This window comes from Reinekea forsetii (assembly GCF_002795845.1).
GTDB lineage: Bacteria > Pseudomonadota > Gammaproteobacteria > Pseudomonadales > Natronospirillaceae > Reinekea > Reinekea forsetii.
Map to the genome: position 1 here is coordinate 2,272,965 of NZ_CP011797.1, position 25,196 is coordinate 2,298,160.

Annotated in this window: 19 protein-coding genes; 8 read left to right on the top strand and 11 right to left on the bottom strand. The window is 55.5% G+C overall.

From position 1 onward, the window contains the following. The first annotated feature begins 1 nt into the window (after position 1). Complete coding sequence (locus tag REIFOR_RS10510; RefSeq protein WP_100257515.1) at positions 2–496, top strand: glycine cleavage system transcriptional repressor; 495 nt, start codon at positions 2–4, stop codon at positions 494–496. 57 nt (positions 497–553) lie between these two features. On the opposite strand, the gene REIFOR_RS10515 is transcribed toward REIFOR_RS10510, so the two are convergent. The 4 genes from REIFOR_RS10515 to REIFOR_RS10530 form a co-directional block, all read right to left on the bottom strand. Beyond that, complete coding sequence (locus tag REIFOR_RS10515) at positions 554–2,365, bottom strand: ABC transporter transmembrane domain-containing protein (RefSeq protein ID WP_100257516.1); 1,812 nt, start codon at positions 2,363–2,365, stop codon at positions 554–556. 181 nt (positions 2,366–2,546) lie between these two features. Beyond that, the gene (gene murI / locus REIFOR_RS10520) at positions 2,547–3,347 is read right to left on the bottom strand and encodes a glutamate racemase (protein ID WP_100257517.1); all 801 of its coding nucleotides are present in this window, start codon (positions 3,345–3,347) and stop codon (positions 2,547–2,549) included. Positions 3,348–3,485: 138 nt separating this feature from the next. Next, positions 3,486–4,607 carry an alanine dehydrogenase gene (ald, locus tag REIFOR_RS10525; RefSeq protein WP_100257518.1) on the bottom strand — a complete coding sequence of 374 codons (1,122 nt, stop codon included), beginning with the start codon at positions 4,605–4,607 and terminating at the stop codon, positions 3,486–3,488. 299 nt (positions 4,608–4,906) lie between these two features. Next, entirely contained in the window at positions 4,907–5,914 is a 1,008-nt protein-coding gene (locus REIFOR_RS10530; RefSeq protein WP_100257519.1) for a LacI family DNA-binding transcriptional regulator, read from the bottom strand. A gap of 129 nt (positions 5,915–6,043) precedes the next feature. Between REIFOR_RS10530 and REIFOR_RS10535 the strand changes: the two genes are divergently transcribed. Genes REIFOR_RS10535 through REIFOR_RS10550 form a run of 4 tightly spaced genes read left to right on the top strand, consistent with a single transcriptional unit; the run spans position 6,044 to position 9,800 of the window. Next, positions 6,044–7,096, top strand: a complete 1,053-nt coding sequence (locus tag REIFOR_RS10535) for a UDP-glucose--hexose-1-phosphate uridylyltransferase (RefSeq protein ID WP_100257520.1) — start codon at positions 6,044–6,046, stop codon at positions 7,094–7,096. After that, positions 7,093–8,262, top strand: coding sequence for a galactokinase (gene galK, locus REIFOR_RS10540; RefSeq protein WP_100257521.1), 1,170 nt, complete (start codon positions 7,093–7,095; stop codon positions 8,260–8,262). The genes REIFOR_RS10535 and galK overlap by 4 nt, the downstream gene beginning before the upstream one ends. A gap of 30 nt (positions 8,263–8,292) precedes the next feature. Then, positions 8,293–9,342: an aldose epimerase family protein gene (locus REIFOR_RS10545; protein ID WP_100257522.1), complete on the top strand. Its 1,050-nt coding sequence runs from the start codon at positions 8,293–8,295 to the stop codon at positions 9,340–9,342. A gap of 20 nt (positions 9,343–9,362) precedes the next feature. Next, a complete protein-coding gene (locus REIFOR_RS10550) occupies positions 9,363–9,800 on the top strand; it encodes a hypothetical protein (RefSeq protein ID WP_100257523.1) in 438 nt (145 codons plus the stop codon). Positions 9,801–9,831: 31 nt separating this feature from the next. Here the strand turns inward: REIFOR_RS10550 and trhP are convergent, their stop codons facing one another. The 3 genes from trhP to REIFOR_RS10565 all read right to left on the bottom strand — a co-directional run bounded on the left by trhP (position 9,832) and on the right by REIFOR_RS10565 (position 13,385). Then, positions 9,832–11,154 carry a prephenate-dependent tRNA uridine(34) hydroxylase TrhP gene (trhP, locus tag REIFOR_RS10555; RefSeq protein ID WP_405124673.1) on the bottom strand — a complete coding sequence of 441 codons (1,323 nt, stop codon included), beginning with the start codon at positions 11,152–11,154 and terminating at the stop codon, positions 9,832–9,834. A 44-nt stretch (positions 11,155–11,198) separates the two neighbouring features. Further along, positions 11,199–12,221, bottom strand: a complete 1,023-nt coding sequence (gene trhO, locus REIFOR_RS10560; protein ID WP_100258755.1) for an oxygen-dependent tRNA uridine(34) hydroxylase TrhO — start codon at positions 12,219–12,221, stop codon at positions 11,199–11,201. A gap of 144 nt (positions 12,222–12,365) precedes the next feature. Further along, a complete protein-coding gene (locus tag REIFOR_RS10565; RefSeq protein ID WP_158524358.1) occupies positions 12,366–13,385 on the bottom strand; it encodes an alpha/beta hydrolase in 1,020 nt (339 codons plus the stop codon). 288 nt (positions 13,386–13,673) lie between these two features. Here REIFOR_RS10565 and REIFOR_RS10570 point away from each other — a divergent pair, with 288 nt between their 5' ends. After that, positions 13,674–13,982 (top strand): isoamylase early set domain-containing protein, encoded by a 309-nt coding sequence (locus REIFOR_RS10570; RefSeq protein ID WP_100257526.1) that lies wholly within the window; start codon positions 13,674–13,676, stop codon positions 13,980–13,982. 303 nt (positions 13,983–14,285) lie between these two features. Continuing rightward, complete coding sequence (locus tag REIFOR_RS10575; protein WP_100257527.1) at positions 14,286–15,500, top strand: ammonium transporter; 1,215 nt, start codon at positions 14,286–14,288, stop codon at positions 15,498–15,500. 130 nt (positions 15,501–15,630) lie between these two features. Here the strand turns inward: REIFOR_RS10575 and fliD are convergent, their stop codons facing one another. The 3 genes from fliD to REIFOR_RS17135 all read right to left on the bottom strand — a co-directional run bounded on the left by fliD (position 15,631) and on the right by REIFOR_RS17135 (position 23,345). Next, entirely contained in the window at positions 15,631–19,560 is a 3,930-nt protein-coding gene (gene fliD / locus REIFOR_RS10580; protein WP_100257528.1) for a flagellar filament capping protein FliD, read from the bottom strand. 309 nt (positions 19,561–19,869) lie between these two features. After that, a complete protein-coding gene (locus REIFOR_RS10585) occupies positions 19,870–20,283 on the bottom strand; it encodes a flagellar protein FlaG (protein ID WP_100257529.1) in 414 nt (137 codons plus the stop codon). 101 nt (positions 20,284–20,384) lie between these two features. Next, positions 20,385–23,345 (bottom strand): flagellin N-terminal helical domain-containing protein, encoded by a 2,961-nt coding sequence (locus REIFOR_RS17135; protein WP_100257530.1) that lies wholly within the window; start codon positions 23,343–23,345, stop codon positions 20,385–20,387. 279 nt (positions 23,346–23,624) lie between these two features. Between REIFOR_RS17135 and REIFOR_RS10595 the strand changes: the two genes are divergently transcribed. Beyond that, a complete protein-coding gene (locus tag REIFOR_RS10595) occupies positions 23,625–23,927 on the top strand; it encodes a hypothetical protein (RefSeq protein ID WP_100257531.1) in 303 nt (100 codons plus the stop codon). A 9-nt stretch (positions 23,928–23,936) separates the two neighbouring features. Here the strand turns inward: REIFOR_RS10595 and flgL are convergent, their stop codons facing one another. Then, entirely contained in the window at positions 23,937–25,193 is a 1,257-nt protein-coding gene (gene flgL / locus REIFOR_RS10600; protein WP_100257532.1) for a flagellar hook-associated protein FlgL, read from the bottom strand. Positions 25,194–25,196: the final 3 nt, after the last annotated feature.

Below are 25,196 nucleotides of genomic sequence, written 5' to 3' on the forward strand. Positions count from 1 at the left end.
TATGGAACTCATTCTCACCGTAATGGCCGACGATCGGCCCGGTATTGCCGAACGTTTGGCGCGAGCAGTGGAACAGCACCAGGGCAATTGGCTGGAAAGCCGCATGGCCACGATGGCGGGTAAGTTTGCCGGCATCGTGCGCATTGAATTGCCCGACAGCCAGTTCGACGCGGCGCACCAGGCCTTAACTGGCTTGGCCGCAGAAGGCCTGATGGTGCAGCTTGAACGCGGTCACCAGGTCACCTCCGAGGCGACCGAACATCGCCTCGAGGTGGTCGGTAATGATCGACCCGGTATCGTACGGGAAGTCACCAATGTTTTGGCCAATCTGGGGGTCAATGTGATCGATCTGCAGACCGAAATCGAACCGGCCTCGATGAGCGGTGGGTCTTTGTTTCGGGCCAAGATTGAGTTTAGTTTGACCGCATCGCAGAATATGACCGGGGTGATCAGCGCGTTGGAAGCCCTTTCGCCAGATCTGATGGTCGATCTCTAACCGAGCCAGAGCCCCAACCGGCTTGTGCCGAGGCCCTAACGGCCTCGGCACACCACCCTAGCGCGCGCCAAACTGCAGCTCGGCCAACCGTTTATAGAGCGGTGAGGTCGCCACCAAGCTCGCGTGAGTGCCTTCAGCAACCACCTCCCCCTGATCCATCACAATGGTCCGATCGGCGCCCAACACCGTTGCCAGACGATGGGCAATAATCAGCGTGGTCCGATTTTCCATCAACACTTCCAAGGCCTTTTGCACCTGATGCTCGCTTTCGGCATCGAGCGCGCTGGTCGCTTCATCCAAGAGCAAGATATCCGGATCGTTGAGAATCGCCCGGGCGATCACCACGCGTTGTTTCTGGCCACCGCTGAGGCGGACGCCACTTTCACCCAAATCACTGTCGAAGCCGTGCGGCAGATCCATAATAAAGTCGTAGGCATGGGCACCCTTAGCCGCTGCGATCACATCCGCATCACTGGCATCTGGGCGGCCATAGCGGATGTTGTGCCAAACATTGTTGCTGAACAGCACCGGCTGCTGCGGCACCAGAGCCATAGGCCGGCGCAGAGCGTCGAGCTCGAGCAGGCGGATATCGGTGTCGCCGAGCTTAATAACACCCTGCTGCGGATCGTAGAAACGGAACAACATCTCAAACAACGTTGACTTACCCGCACCGCTCGGGCCGACCAACGCCACCGTTTCACCGCGTTTAACCTGGATATTAAGATTTTTCAAGGCCGGCTTATCGGGCCGACTCGGGTAGTTAAAGGTAACCCCCTCGAAGCTCAGATGGTCGATACTCTCGGCCTGGGCCTGGCTCGGCACGGCGGGGCTTTGAATTAAAGAGGTTTCCTGGAGCAACTCCATCAGTCGTTCGGTGGCGCCGGCCGCGCGCTGTATCTCACCATAGACTTCTGATACGCCGGCCACGCCGAAGGCGACCATCAGCGCATAGAAGACGAAGGCCGCCAATTCGCCGCCGGTCATTTTACCGGTCATCACATCGTAACCGCCGACCCAGACCATCGCCGCGATAGCGGTAAAGGCGAGCAGAATCACCAGACCCATCAAAATAGAGCGTTGTTTGATGCGTCGCTTGGCGACCTGGAATGCCAGATCCACCTCACCGGCAAAGGCCTTAATTTCAAAACGTTCGCGCGCATAGGACTGCACGGTTTTAATCTGACGAATGATCTCACCGGCATAGCTGCCGACATCGGCCACGCTGTCTTGACTCTCTCGACTCAACGAGCGCACCCGTCGGCCCATCCAGAGCGCCGGGACGATCACCGCAGGCACGCCGAGCAGGACCACGGCCGACAATTTCATATTGGTTACCAGCAACATAATAATGCCGCCGGAGACGGTCAACGCGTTGCGCAAGGCAAAGGACAGGCTGGAGCCGATAATCGACTGCAACAAAGTGGTGTCGGTGGTCAGCCGGGACATGATGTCGCCGCTTTGGTTTTCTTCAAAATAATTCGGATGCATGCGCACCAGATGACTGAACACGTCGTTGCGGATATCCGCCGCAATACGCTCGCCCAAAATGGTGACCAGATAAAAGCGGATAAAGGTGCCAATGGCCATGGCCACGACCAAGAGCATCACTAAGGACAGCATGGTATTGAGCGCTGAAATCGACTGGGACACGATACCCTGATCGATCACCAAACGAACCCCCTGGCCCAACGCCAGGGTGATCATCGAGGTCATAATAAGGGCCGCGCCGGCGCCGGCCATAATTTTCTTATAGCGGGTTAAATAGGGCCAAAGGGCAGCGAGAAAGCTGAGCGGTTTGCCGCTCGATGGGGGCTTTTTCTCAGCCTGGTTCGGTTCGTCTGATGGGGCGTGCGCTGCAACGTCTGACATGGCGTTTGATCCTATTTATAATCCGACGGAATATGAGGGCTGAACTGGCCATTCCAAGCTGTGGGCCACAATAGATGACTTCTGGCTGCCCAGCTTTCAGGTGCGCCTGAGTCGTATCGGCACAAAAACCATGACCCGGGTAGCCTCGGACGATACCGAAATCAACTGCCATCGCTAGCGCTCAGCCCACAAGACCGCCGCGTTCTGGCAGGCTTAGCTCATGACTGGCTAAACCCGACAACCAGGCCAACAACGGATAGGCGCACACCAGGCGATCGAATTCAGCCGCCGAGCCGGTCGTGTAGAGCCGAATCGGCGCGCCGACTTGCGGCCCTGCCAGGTCCTGTGGGTAACGGCGTTTCACCTCTAGGGCAATGGCGCCACTGGTGTCCACTATGGTCACCTGGGGGCCCACTAGGCGCGCGATGCGCTCTTTTACCAATGGATAGTGGGTGCAACCCAGAACGATCTGATCGACCCCCTGATCGATCAAGGGCTGACAGTAACGCCGTAATAGCTGATCAAGGTCGGCGGACTGCTGTTCGATGGCATCGGCCAAACCGGCGCAGCCTTGGCTGAGGATGTCAATATCCGGTAACACGCGTTCCAATAAGCGCAGGTATCGGTCCGACGCCACCGTATTCGCGGTAGCTAGAATGCCGATACGCTGACTCAAAGACTGGATAGCCGCCGGTTTAATGCCCGGCTCGACGCCCACGATCGGTATGTCAAAGCTGGCCCGTAAGGCATCGATGGCCAAGGCAGTCGCGGTATTGCAGGCGACGACCACCAGCGTGCACCCCTGCGTCTGGAGCCATTGACTGATTAACCGACTGCGCTCAATAACACGCGCCTGGGTCAAGTCGCCATAGGGGGCGTGGGCCTGGTCGGCCAAGTAGAGAATAGGGCTATCGGGCAGCTGCGCCCGTATCTGGGACAACACGGTTAAGCCGCCGACGCCTGAATCGAAAACACCGATCATAGTTTATTAGGTCATGGTGAAAGCAGGAATGATAACAGGAAGTGATCGTTAGGGCGGGGCAAAATAATACCGCCGGGGGCTGGGTGGCTGTAACGCCCCAGTCCCGGGCGAGGCGGTCGTGAGACCGTGAGGAGGTGCTTAGAGCTGTGCAACGGCCAAACGTGGCTCAACAAAGGCCAGGCCTTGATCGTCGGCAACACTCTTGTAAGTCACTTGACCGCGACACACATTGAGACCATTGAGCAGATGCGCGTCGTCTAACATTGCCTGCTTGGCGCCCTTGTTGGCCAAGGCGAGCACGAACGGCAAGGTCGCATTGGTCAAGGCCATGGTCGAGGTGCGAGCCACGGCACCGGGCATGTTGGCGACGCAATAGTGCACCACGCCGTCGACCACGTAGGTCGGTTCGGCATGGGTTGTGGCTTTGGAGGTTTCGAAACAACCGCCCTGATCGATCGCCACATCGACCACCACCGCGCCTTTTTTCATCCGGCTAATCAGGTCTCGGGTCACCAGCTTCGGTGCGGCCGCACCGGGCACCAGTACCGCACCAATGACCAGATCGGCGCTCAACACATGGCGTTCCAGGCTGTCTTTGCTCGAGTAAACGGTTTTGATGCGGTTGCCATATTGCTTATCGAGTAACCGCAAGGTCTCCAGGCTTTTATCCAGGACCACTATATCGGCACCGGTGCCAACGGCCATGGCCACGGCATTCTGACCGACCACACCGGCACCGATCACGACCACGGTCGCCGGCTCAACACCCGGTACGCCGCCGAGCAACAGCCCCATGCCACCCTGGGCTTTCTCCAGTGAGTGCGCACCGGCCTGAATGGACATGCGGCCCGCAACTTCGGACATCGGTGCCAACAAGGGTAACTGACCCAAGGCATTGGTCACCGTCTCATAGGCGATGCAGACCGCGCCAGACTTTATCAGATCTTGAGTCTGCGCCGTATCGGGCGCCAAATGCAGGTAGGTAAAGAGCGTATGGTTCGGTGTCAGCAAGGCGCGTTCGGCGGCCAATGGCTCCTTTACCTTAACGATCATCTCCGCCCAGGCGAACAGATCCGCCGCACTGTCGATGATCTGAGCACCGGCCTCGCGATACTGCGCATCCGAAAAACCGATCGAGTCGCCGGCCATCGTCTGGATCGCCACTTGGTGACCGCGATGGCTTAACTCAACAACCGCCATCGGTGTCAGACCTACGCGATACTCATGGTTTTTAATTTCTTTAGGGACACCGATTTTCATAGCAAACTCCATATTAGGTCTTGTTTTTGGGTCGTTAAAAGCGCCTTGGCTTGGTTTGCAGTATAGGCTAGCGAGGCAAAAATAATCCTCTGTAATAGGGGCCAATAAAAGGTCAATACAAATTTAATAACCGATTTTTTAAGCTGCATCCATTAAAATATGAGCCAAATACAGCAAAATCCACTGTTAGATCGGACTTGCAGTCGAGCCCAATCGGATCGAAGGCCAGCAAAGCGGGGGGATAGGAATTTAATCGAGTAAACGAGACTCCAAATGGATCAGGCCACCTGGCCTGAGCGCTAGTCGGTGATATTGCGGACCGATTGACGCTCGATCAAGCGAGGAGTAAAGCGCAGTGGGTGTTCATTGATCTCAAAGCGGGGATCCAACTCGTGCAGCACCAGCTGGGCCGCTAAGGCACCCATCTCATTGACCGGGTAGCGAATGGTGGTTAGGTGCGGCTTGATAATACGCGCCAGGATGACATCATCGAAGCCAACGATCGAAACCTGTTGCGGCACATCCCAGCCGGCATCTTGCAGCATCATGACCGCTCCGGCGGCCATGGCGTCGTTATAGGCAAATAGCGCGGTAATGCCCAAGTCTCGTGCCATAACCTCAGACATGGCGTAGTTGCCGCCCTCCTCATCGGGGAAGGCCTTGACTATTTTGCGCTCATCCAACTCGATACCGGCTTCGCTCAGCGCGCGTTGATAGCCCGCGACCCGGCTTTGCCCGTCTTCGATGGCGATATTGGTGCCAACATAGGCAATGTTTTGGTGGCCATTGCGGATCAGATGTCGCGTGGCCAGATAGGCGCCGAACTCATTATCGAGGTAGACACTGCGTGCTTCATGACCTGGAATCAGCCGATTAACCAGGGTCACCGGCACGCCACGCTCGATCAGCTCGATGATTTCCGCATCCGGCAGGGCCTTGGAGTGAATCACCAGGCCATCACAGCGCCGTTCCTGCATAAAGCGAATCGCACTGCGCTCTTGATCGGCCTGATGGTATCCAGCGGTAACGATAACGTGCTTACCGGCGGCCATCACCACACGATGCACCCCGGCCATCAACTGGCCGAAAAAGGGTGAATCGATCTCGCCCACCAACAGACCAATACAGTCTGAACGGCTGTTTACCAGGGCCCGTGCCAAGGAGTTGGGTTGGTATTTCAGGTTGTCCATTGCGGCTAACACCGCTTGTCTTTTTTCAGGGATGACCGAAGCCGAATTATTGATAACCCGCGACACCGTAGACACCGATACCCCGGCAGCCCGCGCAACATCCTTTATGTTTACCACACCACATTCTCAACTTCTGAAACCGAAGGTCAAATATTGAACCCCTTTTGCGAATTAAACAAGATTCAAGCGTTTGAAAACGTTTTCAAATCCGTTAAACTAAATGCCATTAAATACTAGGACCCCCTGATGCCGACTGATTCATTTGATCCTGCTGAACACCCCCATAAGCGCCTCAATGTCCTGACCCAGGAATGGGTCCTGGTCTCGCCCCATCGGGCCAAGCGGCCTTGGCAAGGGCAAAATGAACTGGTCACCGCGCCGACCTTACCGAGCCACGATCCGCACTGTTACCTGTGCCCGGGCAATGTCCGCATTTCGGGTGAGCGTAACCCCGATTACGGCCACACCCTGGTGTTTGAAAACGACTTTGCCGCCTTGCAAAAGCACATTCCCGACAGCCCAGATAACACCGACCCGTTGTTTCAAGTCCAAGCTGAGCGCGGCGAAGCCCATGTCGTTTGCTTCAGTCCGGATCACAGTAAATCACTGCCAGAACTGGCGTTGGCCGATATCGAAAGGCTTATCGATACCTGGATCGAGCAGTTTAATGGCTTGCGCAGCCGTTACGAGTGGGTGCAAATCTTTGAAAACAAGGGCGCCATCATGGGCTGTTCTCAGCCTCACCCGCACGGTCAGATTTGGGCCAATTCCAGTGTGCCCACCCTACCGGCCAAGGAAAGCACAGAGCAACAGGCCTATTGGGCTGAGCACGAAAAGTCGTTGCTGCTCGATTACGCGCACAAAGAAAGCGCCGCCGGTGAACGCACCGTAGTGGAAAATGCCGACTGGATCGTCGTGGTGCCCTATTGGGCGGCCTGGCCATTCGAGACGCTCCTACTGGCCAAGCACCCGATCAGCCACTTCCATCAGCTCAGTGACGGTCAACGCGCCAGCTTAGCGGTGATCTTAAAAAAATTAACCGTGCGCTATGACAATCTCTTTGCCACCTCGTTCCCCTATTCCATGGGCTGGCACGGTGCACCGACGTCCCTACTGGACGACCCCGCCTGGCAGCTGCATGCCCATTTCTACCCGCCGCTCCTGCGCAGCGCCGCGGTGAAAAAATTCATGGTCGGTTACGAAATGCTGGCCGAACCGCAGCGCGATCTCACGCCCGAACAGGCGGCCTATCAGTTGCAACAGGCCGGTGATACCTATTACAAGGATGCCCAACAATGAGTGTGACCACAGCGAACCTGGTCGAACAAGCCTCCGAGGCCTTTTTGCGTCATTTTGACTACGCCCCGAGCCACGATTTTCGAGCCCCGGGCCGGGTCAATCTGATCGGCGAACACACCGATTACAATGACGGTTATGTCTTACCCGCCGCCATCGACTTCGGCACCGTGGTCGTCGCGGCCAAGCGCTCAGACAACCTAATCCGGGCCTGTGCCGTCAATTTCAATGAAGAAATCGTCACCCTAGCACTCGATTCACCCATGGTCAGTGTCGAGCCCTTCAACTGGTCGAACTACCTCCGTGCCGTTTGCCAGCAGCTGCAAAACCGAGGCTACAGGTTAGTCGGCATGGATATAGCTATCGTCGGTGACGTGCCCTATGGCGCCGGCCTGAGTTCTTCGGCTGCCCTGGAAATCGTCCTCATTCGCACTTTGCTGGCCCTGTCCGAAGCCGTCATCGATCCGACCGAGGCGGCGCTAGTCGGCCAACAGGCGGAAAATGAGTTTATCGGCGCGCAAACCGGCATCATGGATCAACTGATCAGTGCCCGGGGTGAGGTCGATCACGCCCTACTGATCGATTGCCGACAACTGACATCGACGCCAGTGCCCCTGGATCCTGACTTTAATATTCTGATCTTTCACTCCAATGTCCGGCGCGGTCTGGTCGACAGTGAATACAACACGCGCCGCCTGCAATGCCAGGCGGCCGCTAAGATCATGCAAATCAGCCATCTGCGCGATGCCGACCTGGCTCTATTGGACCGTTTTGCCGATCAAATGGACACCATCACTTACCGCCGGGCCCGCCATGTGATCAGCGAAAACGAACGCACCCTACTCGCCGCCAGCACTCTGGCCAACCGCGACTGGGCCAGCCTCGGCGAACTGATGCAAGCCTCGCACAACTCGATGCGCGACGACTTCGAAATCACCGTACCCGCCATCGACGGTCTGGTCGCGCTGATCCAAGAGCGGCTCAGCCCGGGCATGGGCGGCGTACGCATGACCGGGGGCGGATTCGGCGGCTGCGTGGTGGCGCTGGTGCATAAGAGTCAGACCGGGCAGATCATCGAACACGTTGCCGACCACTATCACGCAGCCTTTGGCCTGCATGAAACGGTCTATATATGCCAAGCGGTGGACGGCGCTTTTGTGGCACAATAGTGGATTACTTCACAACCTTGTGAGATTGACATGACCGCGGGTATTTCGGAAGTGGTTTTCGGCACGCTCGCCGATGGCCGCGTGATCAAACAATACCGGCTGCGCAATAAGGCCGGCGCGGAGGCGACCTTCACCAACTTAGGCGCGGCCTGGATCGGCTTTACCTGGGCCGACGACGAGCCCAGCCTGGTGCTCGGCTGCGACACCCTTGCCGCGCTGATCGCTCAGCGGGCCTACCTAGGCTGTACGCTGGGCCGCTTTGCCAATCGTATTGGTCAGGGCCGCTTTGCCTTGTCCGGGGGCACCGTGCAGCTGGATATCAACCTGCCCCCGCACCATATCCATGGCGGCGAGCAGGGCTTTTCCGAGCAACTCTGGGACAGCCAGATCAGCCTGACGGACGCAACCCTGCCGACCCTGACCTTTAGCCATCATTCCGCCCATGGCAGCGCCGGTTATCCGGGCAATGTCGACGTCCAGGTGCGCATCACCCTGACCGAGGACAATCGGGTCTGTTTCCAATACAGCGCCCAAACCGACCGTCCGACCATTCTCAATCTGAGCAATCATGCCTACTTCAATCTTAATGGCCGCCTGGCAGGGTCCTTGGCGGCGCATGAGTTTCAGATCCATGCGCCGCAATTTCTCGAGTCCGATGCGCAGGCCTTGCCGACCGGCGAGATCGTCGACGTGGCCGACACGGTGCTCGATCTGCAACAGTGGCGTGCCATTCAGGCCGATTTAACCCCTCTGCTGGATGCCCGCCTGCGCCGCGCCGGAGGCTACGACCACTGTTTCTGTTTTGCCGACGATCAGCAGCTGAAACCCCTGGCGGCGGCACGATCGAGTCAAACGGGGCGCACCCTAACCTGCTCATCTACCCTGCCCGGCCTGCAATTTTACAGCGGCAATTTCCTCGGCGGCACGGCCTTCGATCAGGACCGCCACTATCAACCGCACGGCGCCTTTTGTTTCGAACCGGGTTACTGGCCCGATGCACCCAATCACGCGCACTTTCCAGACTGCTCCTTCGACCAACATCAGGATTATTACGCTATCATAGAGTATGCCTTTACCTAATCTGACGGTGGCTCTGAATCATGAAGACTCTAACAACCCTAATACTGGCTGGCCTCTGTCTCGCCAGCCCATATAGCCTGGCCGCTGGTGAGCGCGGCCGCGAAGTGGCGCTGGCCAGCTATGATCGCCTCGGGCTGATCGCGGCCACCGGCTTCCCGCTGCAGATTGACTTTCTCACGGCCCAAGGCTGGCAGACCTATGGTGAGTTGGAGTTGGGTTTTGGCTTGGGCGATACGCTAGCACTGGGTGTCGATGTCTCAGCAGGGCTTTTATTTGGCTTGGCTCAAGGCCTCAGCGGCTACGCCAGCCTGGGTCCGGCGCTGAGCCTTGGTGCCGACCCCCGGTTTGGTTTGGGTGTGGAAATCGGCCTTAATATCGACGTCAACCAACGCGCCCTCTTTATCGAAGCAGGCCGCCATCCGGCGGCCACTTATCTCGCCGTGGGCATACGTTTCTGATCACAGAGCGGGCGTCGATTGTGCGCCGGCGCTAGTGACTCTGGTTAAGGTTCTTCATCAGCAAGCCGAAAGGCTGCGCGGCGGCAGCCCACTCGGCGGGCACGCTAATTTTCACCTTATATCCGGCCCCCGGCACCACGGTCATATCGCGCGCAGTGGCCAGGTTGGTCACCTGCTTCAGCGCGAAGGTGTGATTGCCCGCGGGGGTCATCAGCTCGAGTGAATCGTCCACGGCAAAGTTATTTTTCACCTCAAGAAAAAGCTCTTCACCCTGGCGCTCATAGACTTCGGCGACAAACTGTTGCTGCACGCCCACCGAATGGCCCTGCTCGTAGTTTTGCGCTTCATCGTGCACATGGCGGCGATAAAAGCCTTCGGTGTATCCGCGGCTGGCCAGATTATCGAGCTGGTTCATTAACCTCTTATCGAAGGGCTTGCCGGCCACGGCGTCATCGATCGCTTGTCGATAGGCCTGAGCCGTGCGCGCAACATAATAGTGGCTCTTGGTGCGGCCCTCGATTTTAAGGCTGTGCACCCCCATCTGGGTCAGCTGTGCAACATGTTGGATCGCGCGCAGGTCTTTGGAATTCAGAATATAGGAGCCGTGTTCATCCTCGAAGGCCGGCATCAACTCACCGGGTCGGGTGTGCTCTTCCAACAAAAAGATGTTGTCCGTCGGCGCACCCACGCCCAGGGTCGGACGATCCGTGACAATCTTGTCGGCCGACGGGGTCCAAATGTCCGGATCCACCGGCACAAAGCCTCCGCTATCGTCTTCCTTAGCTGCATGATTGTTGTACTGCCAACGACAGCTGTTAGTACAGACCCCCTGATTGGCATCGCGCTTACTCAGGTAACCGCTCAGCAAACAGCGCCCGGAGTAGGCAATGCAGAGCGCACCGTGGACAAAGGTCTCCAGCTCCAGGTCGGGACACTGCTGGCGAAATTCGCCGATTTCGGCCAATGACAGTTCACGCGAGAGGATGATCCGGGCAATGCCTTGGCGCTGCCAGAACTGTGCGGCGGCATAGTTGACCACATTGGCCTGGACCGAGAGATGAATGACCTGATCGGGAAAGCGATCGCGCACCAGCATGATCAGGCCCGGATCGGACAGAATCAGGGCATCGGGTTGCATCGCGATAACCGGTTCGATATCGCGCAAATAGGTTTTCAGCTTGGCGTTGTGCGGTGCGATATTGTTGGCCACATAGAAGCGTTTACCTAGAGCGTGGGCCTCGGCAATGCCGATGCTTAGGTTGGCCAGGCTAAAGTCGTTGTTGCGCACGCGCAGGGCATAGCGCGGTTGCCCGGCATAGACGGCATCGGCGCCGTAGGCGAAGGCATAGCGCATATTGCGCAGTGTGCCGGCCGGCGATAAGAGCTCCGGCCGAGCCTTCACTGGCTGCTCTCCGGTGTCTCCTGAGCCTTGTTGCGGGCCAGGTCGAGGCGACGTTGGTCGGCCCGGAAGCTATTTTTATCGCGCCGTCGGGCGCCGATATTGTCACGCGCATCGCTGCCGATATGATGCTCGCCACGGCTCTCGGCCAACTGCATCTGACGCTGGCGCTCGGCGAACCGCGCCTTCTGTTGCGCCGAGACCGAACCGTAGCAGTGATGGCAGCTGAGTCCGTTTTGATAATGGGCATGTTGCCGCTCCTGACTTGAGAGCGGCTTGCGGCAGGCGTAACAGAGTTCGAAATCGCCCACTTCCAGACCATGGCCAACCGATACCCGATTATCAAAGACAAAGCATTGACCGGCCCATAGCGACTCCTGCGCGTCGACCTCTTCAAGGTACTTAAGGATCCCGCCTTGCAAATGGTAGACCTCGTCAAATCCCTGGGCCTTCAGATAGGCGGTCGATTTTTCACAGCGAATACCACCGGTACAAAACATGGCCACTTTTTTGTGCTTGGCCGGATCCAGCTCTTGTTTAACATAGGCGGGGAATTCACGGAAGGAGTCGGTCTTGGGATTGACCGCGCCATCGAATGAGCCAATCTGGTATTCGTAGTCGTTGCGGGTGTCGACCACCAACACCTCCGGATCGGCGATCAGGGCGTTCCAATCTTTGGCCTGAACATAGGTGCCGGCAATCTTTTGTGGATCGATATTATCGACGCCCATGGTGACGATTTCGTTTTTAATCTTCACCTTGGTGCGGTAAAAGGGTTGTTCCTGATGGAAGGATTCCTTGGTGCGGATAGCGGCGAAGGCCGGTTGCGCTTGGAACCAGGCGTACAGTGCATCGATCGAGGCGCGGGCGCCGGAGACGGTGCCGTTAATACCCTCTGTGGCCAAAATCAGCGTACCGCGGATCTGATGGGCTTCAAGAAAGGCTAAGAGCGGCTCGCGCAGGCTCTCGGGTTGGTCCAGATGGACGAAATGGTAGAGCGCACTGACTACAAATTTATTCATCGTTACCTCAGCAAACTGCATCGTAAATGCAGGGCTACCGATCGGAACACCCGATCGGATCAATTCAGAGCGCGGATTTTACCAGATGATCAAGTCACTGCAATGGCTGATTTAGCCCGCGGCCGAGCGCGCGCCACCGCATGCTCAGAGCTTGGCCGGCAGAGCCTTAATAAAGTTGAGGATATCGGCGCTGACCCGCTCGGTGCTGTCGGGGCGCACGATCGCGCCGGTGAGCACATGATTGTTGTCCCCCGCCATCGGCGCTGGGCAGATGCGATGCTTGATCGGTGACCCCCACCGGCGCATCAGCGCATCGGTGTGGCGAGCCTTGACCACCTGATCGAAATCGGAATAGATAAACAGCGTCGGCACCTCGATCTGCTCCACCGGTGAGTCACGCACCGCCTTCACCAGAGCCGCGACCTGATGCAGGGCGAGGGTCGGATAGCGGTAGGTCCAGTACTTTTTACCGCCCTCATTGGTCGGCTCCCAGCCGTACTCGCGACCGGCCACTAAGAACACCCAGTGCTGCGCCCAAGGCCATAGAAACAACGGAATAGCCCAATGTTTGGGTTGGAAGTTCGGTGATATCATCACCAGCGCCGCCAGATGAGGCATAACCGAGGACTGCTGCGCCAACCAGGTCGCCAGGGTTGCACCGGTCGAGGTAGCGATAACGATCACCCGTTCACCGAGCTGATGCGCCACCTGCCAGGCCTCCATCAGATCGAACAGCCAATCGTTGGCCTTGGCCCGGCCTAAGGCCGCACCAGCGGGACTATCGATACCGTGCCCGGTCAAACGCAGACCATAATAGTTAGCGTGCAGAGCTTGGGCGACCTGTTCCGGCACGGGGCTGATTTCTTGCCGAGACGCCGAGAAACCGTGAATATAGAGCACACAGAGCGCGGTGCGTTTTGGGCGTGATTCGGCCGAGAAGATAATCTTTTTTTCAGCGCCGTCGATGATCTGCTCGATCGCCGCCTCGTGTTGGATCAGGGTCGTGCGTAACGCCTTTAGATCGGCACTGGTCAGCTGCGCGGGTGGCTTCGGACTTTGGATCCGACTCTTGTGGGGCTGCCAAAACAAGCGGACCGACGTCCGCGGACCGAGTAAAAACAGCCCCACCAGGGCACCGACTAGAATCCATATCAACACGAGCATTCCCCCTCTCTGCAAATGACCCCAAGGGTCCCTATAAATTTTAGCGGGTTGGCGGATGTATGCCATCCCATCGGTCTGTCTGCGGACCTTTATCCGCCCTGAATGAGCCCTGGATGAGCCGGAAAGCATAGCAGAGCGACCGAGTAGATGCATCGCCCACACAAATGGCTCAGATAGACTAGACTCAAGAGGATTTAACCTCTGTGCCCTCTCCGGCGCGGACATTCACGCGCCCGGCAGGCACAACGCGGCGCACCCCGACAATTAAGTGTCACTTTGGAGTAGCCCATGGCAGTCAAGAAAAAGTATCTTAAATCCAAGCCGATCTGCAAATGCACCTTTAGCCTACCCAAGGCCGCGGCCCCCAATGCGGACCGGGTCACCCTGGTGGGCGACTTCAATAACTGGGCCGAAACGACGCTGGAATTGAAGCAACTGAAGTCCGGCGAATTTCGGGTCGACCTGGATTTGCCGATCGGCCAACAATACCAATATCGTTATCTGATCGACGGCACCTGCTGGGCTAATGATTGGGCCGCCGATGACTATGTACGCGTGCCGGAATACGGCACCGACAATTCGGTGCTCAGTCTCTAGCGTGCGGCCGACTTCGCATTTGCAATCGCTTTTGCAATTGCATTCGCACTCGCATTCGCACCAATATGAAGCATTATCGCCTTTGACGCACCCATTGAAGGCGCCTTAGAGCACGCCGCCAAGGCCATTGCACCCTTGGGTCGCCCATTAGCCGCCCCGACCGCGCGGCTGCACCACGAATACGCACAAACCCCACCATTTTGAACCATTCGGCACAGATTTCGCATAGTCTCTAAACAGAAACCCCTTTTTAAACAAAAACAGCACCACCAAGGTGCGTAACCTGCTCGCAGAGAGGCTCTTTTGGACATACTAAACAGTGCAGTCGAAAACCTGGTCAATGGTACCAACACCCTATTTATCTTGCTTGGCGCCATTATGGTGCTCTTTATGCACGCCGGCTTTGCCTTCTTAGAGGTCGGTACCGTCCGGCATAAGAATCAGGTCAATGCCCTGGTAAAGATCATCACCGACTTCGGCATTTCAACCATCGCCTACTTTTTTATCGGTTACTGGGTGGCCTACGGTTCGAGCTTTTTTTCCAGCGCCAGCGAGTTGACCGCGAACAACGGCTACGATCTGGTTAAGTTTTTCTTTCTGCTCACCTTTGCAGCGGCCATTCCGGCCATCGTATCGGGCGGCATTGCGGAACGCGCGCGCTTCAACCCCTTCTTGGTGGCCTCGTTCTTTATTGTTGCGCTGGTCTATCCCTTCTTTGAAGGCCTGATCTGGAACGGCAACTTCGGTTATCAAGCTTGGTTGGCCGATACCTTTGGCGCACCCTTCCACGACTTTGCCGGCTCCATTGTGGTGCACGCGGTCGGCGGTTGGATTGCCTTTGCCGCCATCTATGTGCTCGGCTCACGCTATGGCCGCTTTCGTAATGGTCGCCTAGTCGCCTTTGCGCCCTCGAACATTCCTTTTTTAGCGCTCGGCGCCTGGATCCTCACGGTGGGTTGGTTTGGCTTTAACGTGATGTCGGCGCAGACGATCGAGGCGATTTCAGGTCTGGTCGCGGTGAACAGCTTGATGGCCATGGTCGGGGGCACTTTGTTGGCCCTGGTGGTCGGTAAAAACGATCCGGGCTTTATTCACAACGGGCCCTTAGCGGGTCTGGTGGCGGTCTGTGCCGGCTCCGATCTGATGCATCCGATCGGCGCATTGATCACCGGCGCCATTGCCGGCGGACTCTTTGTCTATATCTTCACCTGGGCGCAGAACAACCTGACAAAGTTCGATGATGTGCTCGGTGTCTGGCCCCTGCACGGCTTGTGTGGCCTATGGGGTGGCATAGCCGCCGGTATCTTCGGTCTGGAGAGCTTGGGTGGTTTGGGCGGCGTTAGCTTTATGGCGCAACTGATCGGTTCCTTAGCCGGCATTGCCGTGGCACTGATTGGCGGCTTTATCGTCTACGGCCTGGTCAATAAGATATCGCCGCTGCGCTTGTCTCAGGAAGAAGAATATAACGGGGCCGATCTGTCGATCCACAAGATCGGTGCGACCTCGATGGACGATTAGGCCCACGCCTGATTGCCCGCCGCGCACGCCACCTTCGGCGGCGTGGCTGGCCTAACAATGGGTCTAGCAGCGGAACTCCTGAACGGAGAGCGCGACAGGCGTCCCGCCACTGGGGCAATCATCATTGGCGTTAGTCGTTCGAACCGTTCATGGCATCAAATTGCTGGGTCAGGAAGTCAGAGACGTTATTGAGTCGACTGATCAGCTTATCGTTGAACAGAAACTGTGATCGTAAACGAGCTTCATAGACGGACACCCGCTCATCGACGGCGGTACGTGCAACAACTATTTCTGCTTGGTCCTCTACCAGTTTGGCTTCCTTAACCGTGAGCAAGCCCTTACTCAATAGGATACTGTTAAACAGATCGTCCAATTTTGACATCGCGCCCTGCACATAGGTCACCGTTCCGCGCTCACCCGTGCGCGTGCCACCGATACTTAACATTAGGCCTGCGGCTGCATCCAGACTCCCGGCAACATCGTTACCGGAAACGCCGGTCGTACTGGTCGTAAGGCCAAAGATATTAATGCCTCCGGTGGTAATGTCACTCACCTTTGCGGTGGAACTGGCGCCGGTACTGGTTGAAAAAATACCAAAGGTGTTGGTCGTCTCATCATACTGTACGTCAACGCCTCGACTTGCGGCAGACAACAGGGTGTCGGCATTAATCTGAGTTTTCAGTTCCGCGGCCAGGGCGTCGCCAGTGGCATAGGCGCCGCTAGTCAGGGTGATGGTTCCCGACTCGGTGCCGTCTATCAACACCTTCAGCGTATTATTTGTGCCATCGATCACTTCCGCTACCGAGAAATCGGCTGCGAGGCCGCCGAGTATATAACCATTTGTCGCCGCGGCATTGCCGTTGGCGGCGGTCAGGTACTGCCCTACCCCCGTTGCGGTGAGGCCATTGATAGAGCCTTCAACATCCTGACCTGTGTTCGTTTCAGTCCCGCTTTGATTGACAGCAGACAAGCCCAGTTGAACGGTTGAGGCGAGCGAGAGATTCGACAGGGTCACGTCTGTGCTGTTGTCGAAGGCAATAATAAAACTGCCCTTGCCGGTAGCGTCCTGGACAAAGGTTACGGTGCTAAGCGAGTCAAAACCGCTATACGTGCCTTTGTCGAGGCCAAAGCTGTCTAAACCATTGATAATTTGCGCCCCGGCCGTGATGCCCAGATAGGTCGCCGCGTTGGTATCGGCCGAGCTAATCTGGATCGACGCGTCCGCACCAAAGGTGGTTTCGGTCGGCAGGCCGTTTTTACTGACCGTCTCGAAATACACCTGGTTTGAGGTGTTCAGCCGTGCGACCACATCGCCCGCGGCAAATTCGCCACCGCCCCCGGCTGCGGTGAGCGCGGTGTCGAGCGCTTCTTGGATCATGGCCAGATTGCTGACGCCATTATTGGTGCCGGTCGTGCCATCGCCATTAATCGTCATAGCGATGGCAATGCCGTCGACCAACAGGCTCACAGTTGCCGGGTTCGAGCTGAAGTCTTTACCGGTCGATAAAGCGACGCCGTCAATGGGAGTGCCGGCGGCGGTGCTCGAACCGATGCCATCGCTGGTAATTGCCAAACTTTGCCCAGAACCGGTGGCGGCCGTCGTCAGAACCAGGCCGTTACTGTCCAAGCTGGCGGTCACCAGCCCATTCAAGGAGGTTCCACCGGAACCGGTAGTGCTGTCGATACCAGCCTGAATGGCCTGCAAATTGGTTAGGCTGGTATCGGCACTGTCTACGGTGACGAGATAGTCTTCACCATTCAAGGTAAAGCCAAACTGCGCCTCATCGGAGCTAAAGTCGATGGCGGCGGCCAGGCTGCGGGAACCCTTTTCAGTAGCCGCGCCCTGGGCACCTGCTGCTATATTGGCGTCGGCGTTAATTTTAGCCTGGATGGCGGTGGCCAGATCGGCGCCGGTTTGATAGGTCGCATCGGGAATAACAATGCTCGACGCTGCGGTCACACTGCCTTGCCGATTGCTATAGGCCAAGTCAAAGCTGGCACCGGCGATGGCCACACCTGATGTGCCCACGCCATCGGCGATACCCAAATAATTGAGGTTGGTTACACTGCTGGCGGAGATGGTCAAGGTCTCGCTGCCGCTGGCGGGGCTGGTGCGCATCACCAGGCGATCACTGCTGTTAAATTCAGCTGTCACTAAACCAGGACTGAAGGCGTTGTTCAGTTGCCCTTGAATATAGGTTAGGACGTCGCTGCGGTCTCGCTCGGTCACTACATTGCCACTGGTGTCATAGACATCGGACCAATCTTGATTGAGAGTGATGGCTTTCGCCGTGTTATCGAAGCCACTGCCGGTGCCGGTCAGGGTTATGGTAAAGCTGGCCGGATTGCTGGCAAAGTTAACCCCCTGCGCGGCGGTCAGCGTCTGAGTGCCGGGTGACGAACTGGCACCAAAGCCAATATCATTGAGGTTACTGAATGAGCTGCCGGTATATTCACCACTGCCGGCACTGGTAAAGCCAAGCGTGTTGGCGACCAGTGGATCACCAGCGCCCATGGAGACTTCAGAACTTGCGCCATACTTGCTCGAGACGATATTGAATCGGTCCTCGGCATCATCAAAACTGACCGTGACGTTCTGGCTGGTAAAGGCCTGATTGATTGAGGTCTGCAACATCAGTCCTAGGTCGTCGCCACTGCTATAGGCGCCCTGGGTCAAGGTGACGGTTTTGGTGGTGCCATCCACGGTCATGGCAAACTGATCGTTGACATCGGATATCTGGACATCGCTTGCAAAGGCCAAAGCGGAGCTGGTCAGGCCCGTAAAGCTGCCCTGAGTCGCCACCTGATCAATCTCTACCGCATAGGTGCCCGGCTGGGTATTAGTGCCCACGATAACAACGCTCACTTGGGCATCGCTGGTCTGCGTATCGGTGGCCAACAGGCCGGTGACGCTTTGGGCGTCTGCTTTCATAGCCGCTTCGAACACAGTTCGATCGAAGGTGAGATTATAATTATCATTTTGGTCAGTCGTGATGCCTAAATCGAGCAGCGTTGAGTAGCTCGATCCGGTGACTCCAGAAACGATATCGCTAACGCCACTGCGCAGTTGGGTATGTACAGTCCGCAGCACATTGTCGCCCAAAAGAATTCCGCCCAGGTTGTCGGCCGAATTATACTGGGTCAACTGATCATAAATGTCTTTGTATTCGTTATATTTGGTAACAAAATCGTCCAACTTATCGCCGATTTCCGCAGTATCTCGAGCAACCGTTAGGGTCAGCGCCGTGGTGTTGGTTTCGGTTAAGTTGATGGTGACACCCTTAACCACTTGGTTCAGGCTATTTGTGGCGCTTGTGACAGGCAAGCCATTAATCTGAATTAGCGCATCTTTTCCATCTTGGGTTTGCGTCATATTCGAACTGGAATTCTGCGCGCTGTTATAGGCCAAGGCCTGCAACCCGGCGTCGCCGACAGCGGTGATTTCCATCGATGTGGCGGCACCGGTCGACTCACTGGTCGTTAGTAAGCGATATCCGGTACCGTCGAAGACGACTGATGCGGACACACCAAAATTGCCATTATTGATGGCATCGCGCACACCGCCGAGTGAGTTGTTGGCCGAGCTGATGGTTAACACGCCTGGGTCGATACTGGCATCCTGGCTAAAGCTTTGATAGTTACCCGATGCATCATAGCTGGTGGTGCCAAATTTAAAGGTCAGGGTACCGGTACCTAGGGTATCGTCCACTGAGCTGTATTGATTGCTGGCCAAAGAATGGGCTTGGGCCACCGCATCGACTTTGATGCGATAGGTGCCAGGCTGGGCACCACTGGCAGTTGTAGCGGTCAAGACCGATTCCTGAGATGAGCTGGCGGTATTGCTCTGAATGGTCGTGGCTTTGGCGAGACTGCTGATACTAGTTTGCAGGCCGTCCATTACCGTACGCACTTCCGCAAAAGCGGAAATTTTCGCCTCGACCCGTGCCGATTTTGAATCCAAGCGGAGATCGCTAACCGCTCTATCTGCCGCCACCAACTGGTCCACCAACTCAGACGTCAACAGGCCAGAGCCTACACCGAGAGATTGTATACCTGCCATCTTGTCACCTATGCCCAATCAATCACTAAACAATGCAATAACCAAACCAAGACTTAAGCGGATATGCATAGGTTCTCACGCTCAACCCTGTATCGGCGGCTTTGTTGAAAACTTTAGTTTAGGGGCCTAAAAAGCGCGTGCGGGGTCGTGGCATCGATAGCCCGACCAGCGCGATAGGTATCGTCACGGTCGCCATGTGCATGGCCACCGCCGAGGCTCGCCCTCCAGACAGCGCACCTCGGGGAATCGGTTTTGTCACAGGCAAAAAAAAACCCACCAAGATGGGTTTTTTAACAGGACCTAAGACGGCTAGACTTGCGCGCTAAACAGCAGCAACGGTTCGTCTTGATTCAATCGTTGGGCCAACGTTAAGGCTTCTTCATTTGGGAATTGACGGATCAATTCTTCAGAGACCTTGTCGTACACGCGCACCACCGTTTGACCGGAATCGTCGTCTACCTGAAACTCAAGGGTTCGTTCCGCACCCTGAACATAACTATTGAGTTGCGCGACAGCCTTGATCACTTCGTCCTTTTGGACCTGGGCTTTCTGGTCGCTTGACTTGTCAGCCTGGCCGTCTTTGGCTTTCTTGGCCTGCTGCATGTCAGCCTGGCGGACATCGGTTAACACCGCATCTCTGGGTGTGTTGCTCTTGACTTCTACTTTCTGGCTCGGCGCGATATTCTTCGCTGTCTGCATGGATTGTAGGTTAATTTCATTCATAAAAACCTCGAAACTCTAATCGATTACCCCACCATTAGAAGAATAATGGGGGCTAGCATCCGGCTGGGCCGCCTCGCGGCGGGCGTCACCGGACCTACCTATTAACCGAGCAGCGATAACACTTGCTGTGGTCGTTGATTCGCTTGGGCAAGGATTGAGATACCCGCCTGCTGCAATACTTGGGTACGAGACAACTCGGCGGTTTCGGTTGCGAAATCCGCATCCCGAATTTGCGAGTTAGCCGCCGACAGGTTTTCAGAGTTCACCTGCAGGTTTGTGCTCGTCGACTCAAATCGGTTTTGCATGGCACCGAGTTCGGACCGTTGAGCAGAGATGCTATCCAGGGCATTGTCGAGCGCTGTTATCGCAGCCTGGGCGCCTTCAAAGGTTGAAATATCAACATCCTTCAAGAACGTACCATCGCTTCCGTTGCCGTATATCCCGACGGTCATTCCTAGGGCAGCAACTTCATCAGCACCGTTTGAGCCTGCAGAAATAGTAATAGCCGATGCGGAAGCTAGTTTAACCCCGGAGTATGTAGTCTCATAGAAATAAGCTTCGGCCGTACCGTTAAGTGCAACGGCACCTGTAGTAATCGCATAGTCGGTAAAGTTACCTTCGCCGATGCCGTCCACTGCCATGTCCAATCCCATAAGCGCCCCAATGCTTGAACCTTTCTGAAGGGTGGTACTAACGGCTGGGTTTTGGGTATTAGGGTTGTTTATCGCTAACGATATATTCCGGCCATCTGCTGCCGTCAAACTAAGAGACGTGCCATTGTCAGTCGCCGTCACACCGGTTTGCCCTGAAGCACCGTTGATCATAGTCAAAGCATCTAATCTGGCTTTGTCAGTGTCGACAGCTGTTGTGCCATCATCCTGCAGTGTTACCGTTCCCAAGCTGACACCGTTAAGGAACAAGCCAGCAGTATCATTGACTGCGTATACAGTTGCGTCGACATTCGTCCCATCGCCACCATGGAGAACTGTTGGCTGCGCAGTCGCTGTTACGCCCGTGGCATCGCTGGCCAAATTAATTGCTGCGGCGACTGCAATCCCGCTACGCTCTTTTGAAGAAGAGATAATGCTGGTTCCAGTAGACGTAGTGGTTGCGCTGGCGTTGTCTGTGCTTGGTATCGCAGCACCAATCGACACACCGTTTATTTCAAGGTCACCAGCATCAAGGCCATTTACAGTTCCGCCTGTTGTAGTCATCACCGGACCGACTGCAAGCAAATCCGCGCCGGCGGCGATATCTGTTAGAGAGACAGTAAGATCAACACCATTGGTGGATTCCCAAGCCAAATCGCCAGATATCACTTGTGCGACGTTGGTAGCCCCCGCGACTGCAATATTGGTGGTGGCTATGTCATAAGTTGTACCTATGGCGTCAGAAACCATTGAAAACTCAGTGTTACTATAGTTTCTAATATTCATATCAATTAGACCGGTTACCGCATTAAATGAGGCATTTATCTCCAAGCCCGAACCACCATCGGCAATAGCATTAAATTTTTGGGCGAGCTCTGCGTTTCCATCCCCGGCCTCAAGGGTGGCTATTACGGTAGCACCGCCAGCGGTGAATCCTATCGTGCCGCCGACAGCCCCTGAAACATGATCGTATGTATAATTTACATCTTCCCATGCGCTTACCGCCGCACCACTTGCCGCTAATGCAGTGGCAATAACTCCAAGCGGACTGCCTGCTGTATTTTGGGCATAGAAACTAGTGGTACCTTGGACAACTGTCATGTCCACTGCACCAGCAATGTCAAGGGTGGTGGTCGCCCCAATAGTATTAATAGAAGAGCCATCTAGACCCATTAATGTGCCACTAGTTGATTCAAATTCGCTATCTGACACTGAACTTGCCATAGCTCTTGCATAGGTTCCTGCAACTAAACCACTATTTTCAATATTGCCCTGTCCAGTGCCGTTGCCACCGCCGACAACCATTTCCTTTGTATCGCCATCGGCAATAAGCGTGAAGCCGCCCTCAACGGTATTGCTAAACAGAGTAGCGGTCGTGGCGTCCACCACCTGACCGCCCATCAGGCCCGTCGCCGAGGCAAAGTTAGCATTAGTTAAGTTGGCACCAGCAGCACCAGTGTCGAATGACAGAGTTATATTCCGACCGTCCGAAGCGGTCAGCTCGATACCATCAGCGTCGCTACCAGTATTAATTGCAGTCACTCCGGTTTGTGTCGAGACATTATTGATTGTATCCGTAATCGACGCTCGGGTTGCGGCCGTGTCTAATGACGTAGTGGCATTAAGACTAACTCCGTTGAGCAAGAAAGTAGTGACACCACCAGCCAAACCCACCATTTCGCTACCAGTCGAGACATTGTTACTGGTCTCTGCCCTAACACCTGTTTCATCAGACTTGGCATTTATAGCAGCTGCTTTTGCAATTGCCGATCTATCACCATCTTGAAAGGATGCCGGATCGTCGCCACTTTTTGACCCGCTTATAGCAACACCATTAATGGTCAAGTCTCCATTCGCCAGAGCGGCATCAGTGCCGATAGAACTGACACCAGACTGAGCGCTGGCGCCCAACCGATCAATAGTTAACTCTGCAATTTCGATTCCAACAGTGTTACCGGCGTTAGACCCAATCTGGAAAGTACCGTCAAATGAGCCATCTAACAGGTTACGACCGTTGAAGTTGGTTTCTTCAGAGGTCCGCTTTACTTCCAACATCAACTGGGCAACTTCAGCCTGCAGTGCCACCCGGTCCGAATCAGAGTTGGTGGAGTTAGACGATTGGACCGCCAATTCGCGCATACGCTGTAAATTTTCGGTCATGGTGCCGAGTGCACCTTCCGCAGTTTGGGTTAAAGACACACCGTCGCCCGCGTTGCGGATGGCAACATTTAAGCCCTTGATCTGCGATTCGAATTTGGTGGAAATCGCCAGACCGGCGGCATCGTCCTTTGCAGCGTTGATGCGCAGGCCGGATGACAAACGTTCCAGGGCGGTAGAGTTCGCGTTCTGAGACGAGTTCAGGTGACGTTGCGCCGTTAGCGATGCGATGTTGCTGTTAATAATTTGTGGCATTTTAAATCTCCTTCGCTTTTCCCCCTACCGCCCTATTGCGATCTGGTTTAGCGATGTTTCTCATTCATGTCTTATGTAACGGCGGGCCAGTGATATTCTTTTATATCAATATAGACTAAAGAATTTTTTTTTGGTTATAAGAAGGAATGAGTCCTACTGATACTGGGCACGAATGGGGTGGCTTGGTGGGACGAGGCGAGATCCATAAGCTGAGGTGGCAGATCTGCCAAATGGGTTGAAAAAAGAATACACTGGAACAAAACCGTCTAGGACCAACCTGTGCTGTCATTAAAACAACTCGATTCCCTGTTCGATACACTCTGGCTGTTGCCCAACCAATTGCCCAACGCCTTAGCCCAATGGCAGAGCTTGCTTACCACCCATCTGGCCGATAGCTCTGAACGATCGGCACAAGAAGAGCAGGCATTGGCGCAGATGATGGCCAAGTGGCAAAGCTCTCTGCAGCAAAACAAACACTTGTTTGAGGCTCACCAGCAGGATTTAGTTGCACAACTCAAGCAGGGCGACCCCAGTTTTTTGCAGTCGGCTCAAGTCAAAAAATTCAAAGACCAGGCCAACTAAAGGCTAGCATTAACGGATAAAGTCGAACAAACTCATCTTAGTGACGGTGGCAAAGGTCTGCTGTGCCGCCTTGAGAATAAACTCTTCCATCTGCAAACGACTCACGGCCTCTGCATAGTCGAGATCACCAATGCTCGAGCGAATATCTTGGGCCGCCAGCTTGTTGTCGGCATGTTGATTGGCAATATTGTCGGTGGTATTAATCCGAGCACCAATACGTGTACGTACTTGAGACACATTTTCTAATGCCGCGTCGAGATTTTCCAGACTGTTAAAGATGGCTTCATCGTAAACTGCCGTGAATTCCGATGCGGTGCTAAAATTCTCCAAGGCGTAGGCCAGTTTCTCCACCGTGACCAATAGGCCCTGCTTCTCGGAGGTGTCGACCAAAAACTTGTCGCCCGGTGCTGGGTTGCCACTGATACTCACGTTCATCCCGGCGAAGGTGATCGAGTCGCCACTCTTATAGGCGCGTTGCTCGATCCCTTCTATGACGCGCCCGTCGGATTTATTGCGCACCGTGATGTTCGGTCCCGGCGGCACCATATCGAGTTCATTGCCGAAGGTGATCACGGCATTTTCCGGGAAAAAATCCGTCAACTGCGCTTGATTAACGGTGATACCTTGGGAAATCACGCCCGGCGGCTGGCCAGTATTTTGGCTGTTTCCATAACTGTAAAAGGACGGTACATTGGCGGGAATGTCGAGAAAAGCGTCCTTGCCGGTGTCACTGGCCGCTACCGTAGAATTGCGACTGACCTGGACATAGCGCACGCCCTCGTCGCCTTGGTAGAGGTAGCCACCGCCGGGATTTTGAACAAAACTCTGCTTATCACCGGCGAATCCAGAGAACAGATACTCGCCACTGCCATCCTTACTGTTGGTAAGATTAAAAAGCTCCTGCACGCGCGAATTGACTTCTTGGGCGATGGCGATCCGATCCGAATCGGAATAGAGGGCGGCGTTACCGGCCTGAACGGTTAACTCTCGAATGCGCTGAATTGAGGACGTTACGCCAGCCAAGACACCTTCCTCTTGCTCTAATCGAGCCGTGACCAGAGTGATATTGCGCTCATATTGGCTCACCAAAGCGATTTCCTGGTCGAGTTGCATGACTCGGGCCGCACCAACTGGGTCGTCGGACGGCGACAAGATGCCCTGGCCGGAACTTATCTGTTCCTGCGTACGATTGAGACTGCTTTGCAGTCGCATCATGTCGTTTACCGGGCGGTTGAATACCCAATAACTTGAAATTCGATCGGCCATGCT